General features: G+C 63.1%; 11 protein-coding genes. 1 reads left to right on the forward strand and 10 read right to left on the reverse strand.

Features of this window, described 5'->3' with window-relative positions:
* Window positions 1-142: 142 nt before the first annotated feature.
* From hpf to HMPREF3157_RS09875, 7 genes are all read right to left on the reverse strand, one after another.
* Window positions 143-787 (reverse strand): ribosome hibernation-promoting factor, HPF/YfiA family, encoded by a 645-nt coding sequence (gene hpf / locus HMPREF3157_RS09845; protein ID WP_016664997.1) that lies wholly within the window; start codon window positions 785-787, stop codon window positions 143-145.
* A gap of 152 nt (window positions 788-939) precedes the next feature.
* Window positions 940-1,692 (reverse strand): ComF family protein, encoded by a 753-nt coding sequence (locus tag HMPREF3157_RS09850; protein ID WP_040386598.1) that lies wholly within the window; start codon window positions 1,690-1,692, stop codon window positions 940-942.
* Between the two features lie 110 nt (window positions 1,693-1,802).
* The gene (locus tag HMPREF3157_RS09855) at window positions 1,803-3,506 is read right to left on the reverse strand and encodes an LpqB family beta-propeller domain-containing protein (protein ID WP_070436229.1); all 1,704 of its coding nucleotides are present in this window, start codon (window positions 3,504-3,506) and stop codon (window positions 1,803-1,805) included.
* Window positions 3,503-5,125 carry an MtrAB system histidine kinase MtrB gene (gene mtrB / locus HMPREF3157_RS09860; protein WP_070436230.1) on the reverse strand — a complete coding sequence of 541 codons (1,623 nt, stop codon included), beginning with the start codon at window positions 5,123-5,125 and terminating at the stop codon, window positions 3,503-3,505. Before mtrB ends, HMPREF3157_RS09855 begins: the two co-directional genes overlap by 4 nt.
* The gene (mtrA, locus tag HMPREF3157_RS09865; protein WP_016665001.1) at window positions 5,118-5,798 is read right to left on the reverse strand and encodes an MtrAB system response regulator MtrA; all 681 of its coding nucleotides are present in this window, start codon (window positions 5,796-5,798) and stop codon (window positions 5,118-5,120) included. Before mtrA ends, mtrB begins: the two co-directional genes overlap by 8 nt.
* 39 nt (window positions 5,799-5,837) lie before the next feature.
* Window positions 5,838-7,508, reverse strand: a complete 1,671-nt coding sequence (locus HMPREF3157_RS09870; RefSeq protein WP_016665002.1) for a phosphohexomutase domain-containing protein — start codon at window positions 7,506-7,508, stop codon at window positions 5,838-5,840.
* Complete coding sequence (locus tag HMPREF3157_RS09875) at window positions 7,498-7,875, reverse strand: DUF3499 domain-containing protein (protein WP_070436231.1); 378 nt, start codon at window positions 7,873-7,875, stop codon at window positions 7,498-7,500. The genes HMPREF3157_RS09870 and HMPREF3157_RS09875 overlap by 11 nt, the downstream gene beginning before the upstream one ends.
* A gap of 58 nt (window positions 7,876-7,933) precedes the next feature.
* Between HMPREF3157_RS09875 and HMPREF3157_RS09880 the strand changes: the two genes are divergently transcribed.
* Entirely contained in the window at window positions 7,934-8,347 is a 414-nt protein-coding gene (locus tag HMPREF3157_RS09880) for a metallopeptidase family protein (RefSeq protein ID WP_016665004.1), read from the forward strand.
* A 27-nt stretch (window positions 8,348-8,374) separates the two neighbouring features.
* On the opposite strand, the gene HMPREF3157_RS09885 is transcribed toward HMPREF3157_RS09880, so the two are convergent.
* Genes HMPREF3157_RS09885 through HMPREF3157_RS09895 form a run of 3 tightly spaced genes read right to left on the reverse strand, consistent with a single transcriptional unit; the run spans window position 8,375 to window position 13,908 of the window.
* Window positions 8,375-10,009, reverse strand: a complete 1,635-nt coding sequence (locus tag HMPREF3157_RS09885) for a DUF5719 family protein (RefSeq protein WP_034373950.1) — start codon at window positions 10,007-10,009, stop codon at window positions 8,375-8,377.
* A complete protein-coding gene (locus tag HMPREF3157_RS09890; RefSeq protein WP_070436232.1) occupies window positions 10,006-13,575 on the reverse strand; it encodes a glycosyltransferase family 2 protein in 3,570 nt (1,189 codons plus the stop codon). The genes HMPREF3157_RS09885 and HMPREF3157_RS09890 overlap by 4 nt, the downstream gene beginning before the upstream one ends.
* Before the next feature lie 30 nt (window positions 13,576-13,605).
* Window positions 13,606-13,908 carry a WhiB family transcriptional regulator gene (locus HMPREF3157_RS09895; protein WP_016665007.1) on the reverse strand — a complete coding sequence of 101 codons (303 nt, stop codon included), beginning with the start codon at window positions 13,906-13,908 and terminating at the stop codon, window positions 13,606-13,608.
* Window positions 13,909-13,979 lie beyond the last annotated feature (71 nt).

The raw sequence follows: 13,979 nt of genomic DNA on the forward strand, positions 1-13,979 counted from the left end.
CCTTGCGGATAACAGCGCGAACCGTGCCAGTCTACGTGGCAAAGGGGGTCCGCGCGCTACTTGAGCGCCCGGACCCCCTGGAGTAAGGCATCACACACCGGAAAAACCGCAACTTAGCTGGATTTTTCGCGGCGGGTCACAATTATTCCAATTCGATAACGCCGTAGTTCCATCCTTTGCGGCGGTACACCACTTTCGGGTTGGCGGTTTCCTCATCAATGAAAAGGTAGAAGTCGTGGCCGACGAGCTCCATCTGGTAGAGGGCGTCGTAGATACTCATCGGCGTGGCCTTGTGCTTCTTTTCGCGAATGACGATGGGCGAATCAAGTGCGGGGTCGTCGGGTGCCTCCGCGTCGCTGTCATCATTCTCCTCGCGTGGTCCTGACTCGGCCTTGGCGAAAAGCTCTTCGATCCGGTCCGCGTCAGCCTGCATCTTGCGGAGCGTCTCGGTATCAGCGCCATGTCCCTTGGAGCGGCCACGGTGCCGGTCCTTTCGCCTGTCCGCGAGGCGGCGGAGACGTTCATGAAGCTTGTCAAGAGCGAGGTCGAGTGCAGAGTACAGGTCCCCGGAGCGTGCTTCGGAGCGGATGATCTGACCCTCGTCATGGACCGTGAGCTCAACGCGTTCGCTTTCGTCGGCGCGGCGCGGGTTCTTTTCGGACGAAACTTCAACGTCCACTCGCATTGCGCTTGGCGCTAGTTGGGGGACCTTGCTGAGCTTGTCCTCAAGGTGACGCTGGAAGCGTTCGGAAACGTCCATTTTGCGGCCAACAACATTGATATCCATGGAAATCCTCCAGAGTTGAGAAGTGCGTGGGCGGCCACGATCCGCCCGGTTCTACGGGTGGGTGGTTCACCTCCTCCTCACGAGGTTCGCGGCGTCCCTGCCGCTTTGTGGTCTCTCAATTATGAGGCTTCTGACTGAAAACGTACCGCAGATCACACGAGTAGACTGGGAACGTGTGTGCGCGGAACCCTCGCAGACGCGAGCGTCAGTGCCGCGCAGGTGTGCACCCCAAGTCCTGCGAGAGCATCGCTTGTCTTTTTCAGAGTTGTGCCTGTCGTGACAACGTCATCAAGGATGACCGCCGAAACGCCGCGCAGCCCCTCCCATTCGTCGCTTCTCCTCGGCCCGATCACGCGGCCTCGCCCGCCCGCCCTCTCGCGCTTCGTTTGCGAGTGTTGGCTCGGTCCACTGAGTCGCAACGCCGGGGCTAGGCGCACCCGCGCGTGTGCGCTCACGTGTTCGGCGAGGAGCCGCATGTGATCCTCTCCCCTGCGCCGCACTGCTTCGCTGCGCGAGGGTACCGCGACGAGGATATGCCTGTGGGCGCATCGCTCCGCGAACTCGGCGAGGGCATCTGCAAGGAGAGGACCGAAGTATCGGGCGAGCGCGAAGTGCCCTCCGTTTTTGTAGTCGAGGACAAGGCTCTTCGCGCGCCCCTCATACTCGGCGAGAGTGACCACGGGAAACATCGGCAGCGCTTCGATCTCGCGGCCGTCGGCACTTGGCCGTGCCTCGCAGACCTCTTCGCATACGCTTTCCACGCGGATAGCACCACTCGAGAGGGCACTCGCACATTCATCACACATGTGAAGCCCTGGTTCTCCGCACGCACACGAAAACGGCACGAGAGTGTGACGTGCCCATGCAAGGGTGCGCGCGAGCGCCGAGGTGATGCGTCGTCTCATGGCTCCATTCGACCGTGTTTCTCGGTCAGCTGATGAATCTCCTCGGCATGCTGAGGATGGAACGTCGCTGTGGAGGGCGTTCCGACGGCTACCGGGCAAGCACTGCCGCACTAATAAAGGGCGATATCCCGCCCACGAGCGTCGATGTGCGCCCACGAGTCCACGGTCCTCTCGACGACCTGCCCGTCGTCGCTGCCGACAAACAACAGCCGTGCTTCGGACGAGCCAGCAACGGACGTCGTGTTCTCACGAAGCTCACTCACCTGCTCGAATCCCGTGCGCAAGCTCCACGCGATAGCAACAGGCATGGCGCTCGCACCCGAGGCGCCCCACAGGAGGATCGATTCCTCGGAGTACCACGCGATGCCCTGAACACTGTCGAGGGCAACGCTCACCTGAAGTGGTTCCGCAAGACCCGTCGGGGTACCGTCGGGCTCCCTCACAATTCCCATGATGCTCAAGGTCAAGGCTCCCGGCACCCCATGCGCGATAGCGAGACGCACCCCGTCTGTGGACATCGACGTGAAGGCAACGTCCTCGGTCGGCTCCCACACCACAGCAAACTTTCGCACGGCGCGCTCAGGATCGGGGTGGACCACGAGAAGCTCCGGCCCTCCAGCCTCCGGCATCGTCCAGGCGTATCCAAACTGGTCGATACTTGGGCTGCAGAGGGCTTCACCGAATGTTTCCCGGCGAACTTCGGCCTTGGTTGTCAGCGCTGAAACGAGAAGCTCGCGTCGATCAAGGCTCACGGCACTTGCGTAACGGCCGCGTAAACTCACGCGTCCACAGCGCACGGTCTCGGACGCGAAAGCGGGTACGAGCGATGCCCCTCCCGTGTCACTGGCAAGAGAGATGATGCCGCTGTCGCCCGATCCGTAGAGCCTGTGTCCCACCGATGCCTTCATCGGGTAGGTCTCCGGCGCAACAGAAACCTTTTCGCGACCGTTCATGAAGACGACCGACGACACGCGCTTGACACTCCGAAGCGTCTCGGAAATTTGGGCCAGTGCGAGCGCCCGTTCACTCTCGGGCAGTTCGAGGACCGAGACCGGCGTCTGCACCAAGAGATCCCCCGCCTCATTTCTTGACAGCGCGCTCGAGGCAATCACGATGCCTTCATGAAGTGCGGAACGCACGGCCCCCTTGAGGTAGGGAGCCGGCCCAAGTGCAAGCCGATTGAACGCGGAGGCGAACGTCGTTTGACGCATAAACCATCGAGGATCCGCCACGAGCATGTTTCCTGCATTCGCAACGAAGTACACGTTGACGGGCTCGTACAACCGGGCGAAGTCCTCCGCCCCCAGAACGAGCGCATCGGGAGCCTCCGCGATTCTCCATTCGCCATCGACCTCGGTGAGCCGAAATTGCGCCAGTTCCCGTGTAGCCTCGAGATTCGTGGTGCGTGCGCCCGTAGCCGAAACCTTAGAGACGACCGGCACCGTGACCGCGACCGCGTTCCCCTCTCGCTCCTGAAACACGAGCCCCTCCGACTCGGCGAATTCAATCGCCGTCGAAGGATTCCATGCCTCGCGCGCATTCCCCGCCAGGTATTCGCGAGCAATGCGGTTACCGTCGTCGACGCCAAGATGAGCCGCAAGGAAACCGCGCACGATGTCGATCTTTGTCGCCCCCTGATCCGGGGGCGCCACCGCGGCATTACCCTGCGCGCCGAGACCGATTCCCCTCACCGGCGCCGTGTGGATGTCCGAGGAATTGGGGATGCGGGCGCACCCCGCAAGCACAGCGGCTCCTGCCCCGCCGAGCACGGCACGCCGCGACACATCGCGGGAGAGAGAAAAGTGATTGTTCATTCGGCTTCTCCCTTCTCCGCCGACCGCACGAGCGCGAGCGGCGAGGCGGTTAGCTTCGCCCCGGGACTGCGCGGGAGCAGCAATCGAAACACGGCGGTCTCCCCCTTGACGCCCCATGCCTCAAGAAGCCCCCCGTGAGCCTCGGCGTCCTCGTGTGCAATGGCGAGGCCCAACCCCGTTCCCCCGAGGGTGTGCGTGCGCGACGGCGCCGCACGCCAAAAACGGTCGAAGACACGGGTCGCCTCTTCCGGACTTAGGCCCACGCCAAAATCCTGCACAGTGAGCGCAAGAGTCGAACCCCGCGAAGCCGTACGCACATCGATCACACCACCTGCACCGTGTTCGATCGCGTTGGTCAGGAGGTTTCGCACGATGCGCTCGATGCGCCTCGAATCCATGTCGCCGACGGTATCCACGCTCAAGTGCTGTACGCGGATATCGGCTGCGTACTCGGTGGCGATCGGCTCGAGTTGCTCAACGACATCGTCGACAAGCCCCTCCAGCGATGTTGGTTTAGCCTCGAGCTCCACGGTTCCGGCCTCGTGCCGAGAAATTTCGAGAAGGTCCGCAATGAGCGACTCGAAACGCGTCACCTGTTCCTCCAACAGTTCGAGGCTGCGCTTACCCGAGGGGCTGAAGGAGTCCTTTTCCATCTCGAGCATTGAGGCGGCCATCTTGATCGTCGTGAATGGTGTGCGAAGTTCGTGAGAGACGTCTGAGACGAAACGCTTTTCAAGCTCCGAAAGCTCGACGAGCTCGGTAATCGTGGATTGGAGCGAAGCCGCCATGTTGTTAAAGCTCGTCCCCATTCGCGCAAGGTCATCGCCGCCTTGAATCGCGAGGCGATAATCCAGGTCATTTTCCGAAATGTGGTCGACGGCCCGCGCGGCGCGTTTGAGTGGTGTCGTCACGATCCGCGAGATCGCGAGGGACACGAGGAAGAAAAGCAGCACGAGAACAGCGCCGCCAATCACAAGAATTGTGTTCACGCGGTCGAGCGTCTCTTGCTCCTGACTGACGGAGTACAGCATGAGAAGCCTGTAGAGGCCCGCTCCGGGAACATCGATCGTCGCTCCCACGAGAATCGCGGGTCCGGAGTCTCCACGTTCGACGTACTCAATGCTGCGGTACACGAATTGGTCACTCGCGGCGTCGAGCTCGCGCTCGAACTTTTCGCTCACAAACGCCGTGAGCGCCCCGTTGTTCGTCACTGCCTCGCCCGCGGTACTCCCCATCGGTATCACCGCAAGTCCTTTAAAGACCTTCGGATCCCCGACGGTCGCCCCCTCCATAAACGAAATGATCACGTCCTGGCGCTCGTTCACCGACGTGCCCACGAGAGGCTCGAGGTCGCTCACGAGCGCGCTACGCAACGCCTCGGACTGTTCAAGCGACCGATCGCGTCTGAGCTCGTAAAGGGCGTCAGAAATCGCCGTGGAGAGGAACGTTTCGACCACGAGGATCGCGAGGACCGACAAGAGCATCGTCGCGAAAACCGCGCGCGCGGCGATCGGCCATGTCGAGAAATCGCGAAAGCGGACACGCCCCGCGCTTCGCGAACTGATCTGTGACTCATCCGCTACAGCCGGGGGGAAGAAGCGCTCGCGAAGACTACTCACCCGCGCGGTAGCCCACGCCGCGAACCGTCACAATCAAGCGCGGATTGTCGGGGTCAATTTCGATCTTCGAACGCAGGCGCTGCACATGAACGTTCACGAGCCGCGTATCCTTCGAATGCTGATAGCCCCACACTTCGCGCAAAAGCTCCTCTCGGCTAAATACCTGCGAGGGATGACGCGTCATTTGCAAGAGCAACCCAAACTCCATCGGGGTGAGTCGAATCGTCTCGCCGTTCCTGATGACCTGATGGCGATCAACGTTGATCTCAAGGTCGCCGAGGGTAAGAACCTCAGCCTCGCCATGAGGCGCGCGGCGCACACGGGCACGGATGCGCGCAACGAGTTCTTCGGGCTCAAAGGGTTTCGTCAGGTAGTCGTCGGCACCTGCCTCAAGCCCCTCGACCACTTTCTCGGTCTCGGTACGTGCCGTGAGCATGATGATCGGAACGTTTGAGCTCTCGCGAATGTGCCGACAGATCTCGATGCCGTCCATCACGGGAAGCATGAGGTCGAGGAGAACGAGATCGATGTTTTCACGCTCGAGAATGGCGAGGCCCTCACGCCCGTTGGGGGCCGTAACAACGCTGTAGCCTCGCCCTTCGAGCAGAATCGAGACCATCTCGGCGATGGCCGCGTCATCGTCAATCGCAAGGATCCTAGGGGGTGTGCTCATGCCGTTATCCTGCCAGAAACCAGTAACAGTGGAAATTTGTTAGTCGCGAATGCTTGAAACGTCTCGCGACAGGAGCATGGGAATACCGCACTCTCGCTCGTAGCGGCACCCACACGACTCGCAGACGATCAGTCCTTTTCCGAGGTCAAGACTCGCGTGGCACTCGGGGCAGCGCACGAGGCTGCCAACCCAGTCCATCCCCTCTAGGTTCCGTTCATCTGGCGACATGTTGCTCTCCTTTTCGCCTTCGCCGTGCGGGGCAACCTCGCCGAGTACCTCCGCCTCACCGCGCACGAGCGCGAGCGCGAAATCTCGCAGGTGCTGCATGGTCGCCTCCTCAGCAGCTTCGACGTTAAGCCGCACGAGCGGCTCGGTCCCCGATGGCCGAACCGAAAGCCACCACTGCTCACGTGGATCAGCCGCTTCATCCCAGTGGGTGAGCGTCACACCGTCGAGGTCGTCGCGTCGCGCACCGCGCTCGACAAAAACTCGCGCAACGCGTTCGAGGATCTCGTTCACCGGTTCGTCGACTCGAGAGTTTATTTCACCGCTTGCCGCATAAGGCGAGTAGCGCTCCAAGAGCGAGCTCAAGGATTGTGCACCACTTCGCTCCAGTGCACCGAGCACATGAAGCGCCGCGAGCATCCCTGAATCAGCGAAGAAAAACTCCCTGAAGTAGTAGTGGGCGGAGTGCTCGCCTCCAAAAACCGCGTCGCGATCCGCCATTTCTTGTTTGATGATCGAGTGGCCTACCTTCGTGCGGACGAACTCGCCGCCTGAGGCCTCCACTACCTCCCGGACCGCTCGACTCGACACGGCATTGCCGATCACGACCGGACGCGAGCGACCGTCGAGCATTGAACGCGCAATCTCGGCCTCCGCGATCATTGCGGTCACCGCCGACGGGGGAACGATCTCACCTCGCTCATCCACGACGATGCAGCGATCGGCATCGCCATCGAACGCAAGGCCAAGATCTGCCCCGTTCTCGCGCACCGCGTTTTGCAGGTCCCTCAGGTTCGCGGGGTCGAGAGGGTTTGCCTCGTGATGTGGGAACGTTCCGTCGAGTTCGAAGAAGAGCGGAATAATCTCCACGGTGGGAAGGCGCTTCGCAAGCGCGGGGACCGTGTGCCCTGCCATCGCGTTAGCCGCATCGACCACAACCCTCAGTTGTCGCGTGCCCTCAAGCGGCGCAAGCCGCAGCATGGTGTCGATGTAGTCGTCGAGCATATCGAGGCGCTCAATGCGACCGCCCTCGCGAACAGGAATGGAACCTCTATCCAGGTATGCGTGCGCACCGTCGCGCACCTCCAACAGGCCATTTGCCCTCCCCACGGGCTTCGCATACGCACGACACATTTTGATGCCGTTGTCGCGCGCCGGATTGTGCGATGCCGTCACCTGCGCGCCCGCCGCGGCGAACAGTCCGCTCGCGCAATAGAGCTGATCCGTCGAGCTCAGGCCCGCGAACGCGACCGTTGAGCCGCGCCTCACCGCTCCGCGCGCGAATGCCTCGGCGAGGTCAGGGCTCGAGATTCGCATGTCGTGCGCGACGATGATGTCGCCGGCATCGAGAAAGTCGGCAAAGGCCGCCCCCAGCGCACCTGCAATTTCTGGCGTCAGAGTTTCGTAGGCAACGCCGCGAATGTCGTAGCTGCCGACTATCGCTTCGAGAGCCGCTGCATGATCTCGCTCGCCCTCAGCGCTCATCGCTCTCATCCTTCACGAGGGTGAGCCGCCTTCGCCCTTGGGGCCGGGGGTCCGACGCCTGTGTGCCTGCCCTGTGGCCTACGTCTTCATAGCTCGGCTTGGGTTCTGGTTCGTCGGCGAGGGCGCGCGCAAGCGCGAGCACATCATCTTCGGGCTCAAGCGGCGCCGGAGCCGTCACGACTGTCCAACCCCTGGGCGCCGTGAACGAAGCGGCGTGGCTCGCGCACAGGTCGTAGGTGTGCGGTTCGCTTTCGCGCGAGAGCGGGCCAATGACTGCGGTCGAGTCCGCGTACACGAAAGTGAGCGTCGCAACGGCAGGCTGGGAACATGAGGATTTGGAGCATGAACGGGCAGACACGACGTCCATCTTACGGCCCGATGGCTCGTGAACCACTCGACGCGGCCGCCACGCGTAGGCTTATGGCATGGCTTTCACACGAAACGCCCGGCTGCGTCGCCGAGATCGGCATGGGCGCGGGTTCCGCGGCGATCTCATTCCCTCGCATCTTCCGGGTTTTGCCACGCCGAGCGACCGCTTCGATGCACTCGTTGCCGAGGCGATGGGGCCGCTCTACGAGAGGTACGCAAAACTCGAGTACTTGCAGGTCCTCATCGAAGAGGTTCCGCTCGATACTTCCGCCCTTCACGCTCCTCCACTCGGCCGCTATTTCCCGGGCGACCGCCGCACGCGTCCACGGATCGTCCTGTATCGGCGTGCGATCGAATCCCGCGCTGGCAACCGCGAGGAACTCGCCGAGCTCATCTATGTCGTTGTACTGGAGAACGTTGCGGTTGCCCTCGGGAAGCGAGTCGACGAAATCGACCCGTGGGCCGCGTGAGACGCCCCGCGCTTGTGGCGCTCGTGCTTACCTAGGCTCGAGGTTGACAGTCATCCCGGTTGCCCGGGCAGCGTTTGCGGCGAGGGGAAGGGTCGTGACGAGTGTGCCGCCATCGTCCGCAGCGGCCGTTTGCGACCAGGCTCCCCTATAAGCCCCTCCGTCCTGAGACACCACGAGGAGACCGGCGATCGAGGCTGGGTCCTTTCCCAGTTGATCGGGGTTCACGGTTACGGAGTGCCCAGCCTTGATATCGACGGAAGTGCTCGCGCCTATCGTCCCGTCGCGTCTGATTGGTGCGACACTCACGTGCGCCCCGTGCTCTGAGTTGAGCGTGAGGCTTCCGCCTTCAGCTCCATGCCCGAGTGCGAGAACCGAAGCGGAATCGATCGCTTCCGAGGGGGCGTACTCGGCAAAGTCTTGCGGAAGACCAACCGTGTCGCCTTGCCGTGCACCGCTTGCAATCGACGAGCGCAACGACCCTGCGACGGCGCTTCGCGCACTCAAGGAGATTGTGTAAGTTCCAGCATTGAGGCCGTCGAGCGGAATCTCTACGGTTGTACCCTGACCCGGGTCTTTGACATCCCACTCTTTCACGAGCTTGCCCTGCGCATCGAACGCCCGGGCCGTCGCGAACGCCTCCTCAGAGCGGACCTGGGCCGCATCCCCGGGTTCGCCGCCTCGGGCGGTGCGTGCGAGCGCAAGATGGGCGTTCCCTCCCTCACGGAGCACCACTCCCGGCCACGTAAGGGAGCTGCTCGGCTCGCTCGCCTGGACGTTTTCAGTCCCCTGAGGCACGAGTCCCTCGCGCCTCACGAGCTCCGCGCTCATGGCGAGTGCGGTGCCTCGCACCTCGACATCGAGGGCTACCGTTTCGCGCTCGTCAACGAGGGTCGAGACCGGAACACGAGCAGTTTCTCCCGGGCCTACGACGATGTCGGAACCCTGGGTTGCCGGTTCCACTCCGTTTTCCGAGTACACGGTCACACGCGCACGGGAAGCACGCGTTCCTGGATTGGACACCACCAGAGTGTCGAACGTGCCCGCTCGCGTGGTGAGACCAGCGAAGGAGGCGGAGGTCGTCGCTTGGGCGCACCGCGCGAGTGCGAAACCTCGGTAATCTCCGCTTCCGGTCACATGGGCTTGGCTCGCATCAAGAACCGGCGCGGTCTCATCTGCGGTGCTCGCGGTGAGGATGGTTGAAGCGTCTAGGGAGTCGAGGCCGTATACCGAGTTCAGGAGAGCGCTCGACTCGGCATCGACGTCGGCTGCCCGTCCTTCCGCATCGACTCGAGAAAGGCGCGGCGAGGCGTCCTTGCCGTTCATGTCGGAAGAGGCAGGGTCGAGATTCGTTTGCGAGGACTGCGTCCCTCCGTACAGAGCATTCGACGAGGGATCGACTGCGACCGCGTTCATCGACACCTGCGGGGAAGGAGCGCCACCGGCGAAGTCCGCGTCTGACGTCTGTGTTCCCTCCGGTCGAGCGACGATTGGCCCCTGGCATACACGCGCGGCACGCGTCGACGTCGCAGCCGCGCTTGGGAGACTCGCCTTCGTCAAGGTTTTTTCGGGAACGAGCGCAACAACGCTTCCCACGAGCACAACGATGGCGAGAACCGCGAAGGCAGCGAGGAATGCTCGGGGCTGCTTATGCGTATCGGTCATCGCTTCTCCTCGCTTCGAATCCGCCTCGGGACCGCGACGAGAGCGCACACGATGAGCCCGACGACGGCGACAACACCAGCGACCATCTGCACGTCGTTTCTGTACCGCACCTCCAGGCGACCTTTCGCGTCCGCAGGCACGGTAAAGCCCTGCATCCACGTGTCGATCGTCGTGGGGCTGAGCGGCTTGCCGTCGAGTGTCGCCGCCCAATGCTCATCTTCGCGCACAGCAAGCGCGAGCGTGCGTTCCGATTGCGCGGCATCGATCGTTCCCGATACCGCTGTTCGCTCCGATTCGAGGGTAGTAGCCTCAGCATCGGCCCCGGATGCATCAATCAGACGCGCCCGAGCATTCGTGCCTGTCACTCGCCACAAACCGCCGGCATCGCTTGCAGTCACAAACTCTAGCTGCGGGGCTGCTGCGAGGGTCTCGTACAGTCTCGTTTGCGCATCGGGCTCACCCGTCACCACGATGTAGCCGATCGCGAAGTCGGCGAGGCTCGCGCTGCCGTCCGTCGCGGCCGCCGAACCAAGGGCACTCGCGACAGCTTGTGCAAGTGCGCGATCGGCCTGGTCGGAAATATTGCCACGCTCAGCCGCGCGCGCACGCGCGGTCTCCACCGCGGCGGAGGAGTCGTCGATGCTCGGCTGCGCGCCGCTGACGAGGTGCGCGTGCACTTCGCCGCGGGTGTCCTCGTGGAGGACCAGTGTGCGGGTGCGGTTGGCACCTGTCGCCGAATCCGCGGCCACGGCGGGGATCTCCCGCACCGTCGTGCGTTCGACTTCGAGCGCACCGCTGCCCTGAACAGCCCACACACCAACGCACGCCAATACTGTCGTTAGGCACGCTCCTTGCAGCACAAAGGAGGTTATCCTTTGGCTCCGTCGGCTCGACTCGTGGGCGCGCCTCACAATGGCGTCGGCCAGGCAAATCAGGCCGACGATTGCCGCTCCACTAGCGACCATGAGCGCTGGCCCCGGGTACGCGGTGTAGGGCGTCGAGCCCTCGAAGCCTACGACGGTGCGTTGCGAGATCCACGCGAGACTCACGGCCCCCGCGAGCGCGAGAACGCTGACTCGACCGACGAGACCGGCGGTGTGCCCGAGGAATCCAGAGGCAAGTGCCGCAACGATGGCTATCAGTGCAGGGGCTGCCAGGATCGCGAAGGTCCACCAGCTCGACGAGACCCCCAACATTCGTGCGACCGGATCGCCTGCGGAAGGCACAAGGGAAAGGAGTCTTAGCGCATCAGGCATCTCGAACACGCCGGGCATGCCCGCGTTCACAAGGAGTGTCTCGGGCCGAGTGGCGTAGGTCGGAAGCTCGCCGAGATGCAGGAAGAGCGCGGGCAAGCCGCACCACCACAGTCGCCCCCTGCGACCAGGAACGAACGGGGCAACAGCCGCGGTTCCGAGAATGAAGAGAAGGGCGAGGGCAGGCTGCACGAGAGAAATCACGGCAATCATGAAACCGGCCCCCGCAGCCGCTGGGATGCTTGCCTGAGACACCTTGTGAGGAAGCCCCACGGCTTTCGCGAAGAAGAACGCGGCAAGGGGAACAGCGATGCCGAGAAGCATGAGCGGCCAGCGCCCCTCGAGCACGGCAAAGACGAAAGCGGGAGAGAGCACCCACATGGTGGTGGCAATCATCCGCACGATGATGCTCCGCGAGATCGTGCCGCTCGCCCACCACGCGGCAATGGCGCTCAGGGCGATTCCCGCAACGAGGATAAACGCGGTCACGCTCGCGCCGTTCACGGGGATGAGGGCTGCGACACGTGCGAGGAGGTCTGTCGGCCCTTCAGCCCCGAGCCCTCCGGGTAGCCACGCCGACGTCACGATGTCCCAGTTGTCTCGCGCGTTCGCAGAAAGCGGGTGATAGTGGGGGCCCCTCAGCGTGCCTTCCCCGATCAACGGCCGAATCGCGAAGAGTCCACCGACGATAGACGCGAGCACAACAATGATGGTCCAGGTTGTGTGTCGGCCGTAATCGGCATCATCGAGGCCGTGACGCGTGCCTGCGATCCCCCAGCTCGTGCGGCGGATCATGCGCGTTCGATCGTCGTCGGCGAACAGAGAGGTCCACCACGCATCGAGTTGCTCGCGCATGGCCACTTTGCGGGGCATATACAGCGCGCTCAAGCGCTTGCGCGACAAGCGAGCGCGTCCGGCGGCTCGACGAGATCGCCTCATGACGCCGGGAGCCTTCGCAAAAACTCTCAGGCATGCAAGGAACTCGTGCCCCACCGCGCGAGCGTCGTGCCGCGTGATCGCTCGCGCCATGCGCCCGAGCGTGACGAAAGGCAGGGCGAGGAGGGTCGCGAACGCAAGCAGGAGCGAGCGGAACTTGAGGAGCGAAAGCACCTGAGAGGAGCGGTATCGGAAATCCCTCGGTCTCGTGAGGTCGTCATGCGGGATACGCGTCGAGGCCTGAGGAACCACCCTGACGCGTTCGCCAGCGCGCCATACTCGCTGAGAAAAATCAATGTCATCCCACGGCGCCGTGAGCGCGGGGTCTAATCCGTGGAGCTTGTCGAAAGTGCGCGCACGCACGAGCATTCCGGGAGACGTAACTGCCAAGACCTCGCTTCGCCAGTCCGTTTGGCCCTGGTCGATCTCGCCTGGGTCGACACTCGTGAGAATTCTGTGCGAATGCGTGAGCGAAAGACCGAGATCCACAAGTCGCGACGCGGGGCGCTCAACGTCCTCGAGCGCAAGGTGTTTCGTACCCGCGAGGCCCACTGTCGGGTCGGCGTCGAGAGCACGCTCAAGTTCCTCGAGGCACGTCAGGTTCGGGGCCGCAGCTGCGTCAAGAATCCACAACCATGACTCGGCTCCACGACTACGCTTACGCCGGCGCCCGGTCCCGCTCGTTCCATACAGTTCGCTCGTATCGTCCCTGAGCCTTTCCGGGACGAGGGCGGTGTGCGTCGCTGTTTTCTCCTCGCGCCGCTCTTCACGGTCGAGATCGATGTCCTTCGCGCGGCGGCCCCGTGCACCGCTCGTGGAATACACGCGCTTTTCCCATTCAAGGTCACGCGTCGAGTGGACTGTGGACTGGGGAGTCTCATCGTGGCGTGTGGGTTCCGACGGTTCCTCAGCGAGCGTCGGCCCCTCATCCTCGTGGCGGACTGCCCCACCGAAAGCGGGGTTGAGCAGCGTAAAGTTGCGAGACGCGCTTTCCTTCTCTCCCGCAGCTTCACTGGTCTCAAGCCTCGTCGCATCGGGAGAACTCGCGCCATCCTGCGCTTCTGAAGCGCGCGAAGACTTGCGCTCGGAACGCGCATCGCGCGCTCGCTTCGCCTCTTCGAGGGAGCCAACGAGATCCTCGACAATGTCGGGGCGACTCGCCCCTGCGGGAGTGACCCGCAGCAGATCAATACGTCCCTCGTCGAGGACCGACTCAGCGAAGTTGCGCAACTCCTTCGGCGCAGACTCTGGCACGGCTGCAACGACGCAGGAAGGCGGGGCAGATTGCGCACGCACCATTTCGAGGGTGCGTGCAAGGTCCCCGATCTCGTGAGTAGCGGAGACGAGGATGAGTGCGGAGACGTCCCGTTCAGTCACAGGGCGCGATCACCAATCCGTGACGAACGATTAGATCGCACGCTTCTTTAGCTTGCGGCGTTCACGCTCGGACAGACCACCCCAGATGCCAAATCGCTCGTCGTTCGCAAGCGCGTACTCCAGGCACTCGGCGCGGACCTCACACGACACGCACACCTTTTTCGCCTCGCGAGTCGAACCGCCCTTCTCAGGGAAGAACGCCTCGGGGTCGGTTTGAGCACACAGAGCCCGCTCCTGCCACGAGCCCTCGCCCTCGCCCTCGGGGAGCAGCGAGGAAAACTCGACCAAGGTCAGCTCGCGGCGAGCATCGTCCTCGAATGCCTGGAGGGTCATGAGGGTCCTTTCGGGTGTGTGGGCTATAGGCACGACTACTGCAGACGCGAGGGGTGCGACGCTACAGTGAC

This window comes from Dermabacter sp. HMSC06F07 (assembly GCF_001807345.1).
Classification (GTDB): Bacteria; Actinomycetota; Actinomycetes; order Actinomycetales; family Dermabacteraceae; genus Dermabacter; species Dermabacter hominis.

Coding starts and splice junctions, on each gene's coding strand:
- hpf (WP_016664997.1), bottom strand. CDS start 787: ATGGATATCAATGTTGTTGGCCGCAAAATGGACGTTTCCGAACGCTTC.
- HMPREF3157_RS09880 (WP_016665004.1), top strand. CDS start 7,934: ATGGCTTTCACACGAAACGCCCGGCTGCGTCGCCGAGATCGGCATGGG.
- HMPREF3157_RS09850 (WP_040386598.1), bottom strand. CDS start 1,692: ATGAGACGACGCATCACCTCGGCGCTCGCGCGCACCCTTGCATGGGCA.
- mtrA (WP_016665001.1), bottom strand. CDS start 5,798: ATGAGCACACCCCCTAGGATCCTTGCGATTGACGATGACGCGGCCATC.
- HMPREF3157_RS09895 (WP_016665007.1), bottom strand. CDS start 13,908: ATGACCCTCCAGGCATTCGAGGACGATGCTCGCCGCGAGCTGACCTTG.
- HMPREF3157_RS09885 (WP_034373950.1), bottom strand. CDS start 10,009: ATGACCGATACGCATAAGCAGCCCCGAGCATTCCTCGCTGCCTTCGCG.
- HMPREF3157_RS09875 (WP_070436231.1), bottom strand. CDS start 7,875: ATGGACGTCGTGTCTGCCCGTTCATGCTCCAAATCCTCATGTTCCCAG.
- HMPREF3157_RS09870 (WP_016665002.1), bottom strand. CDS start 7,508: ATGAGCGCTGAGGGCGAGCGAGATCATGCAGCGGCTCTCGAAGCGATA.
- HMPREF3157_RS09855 (WP_070436229.1), bottom strand. CDS start 3,506: ATGAACAATCACTTTTCTCTCTCCCGCGATGTGTCGCGGCGTGCCGTG.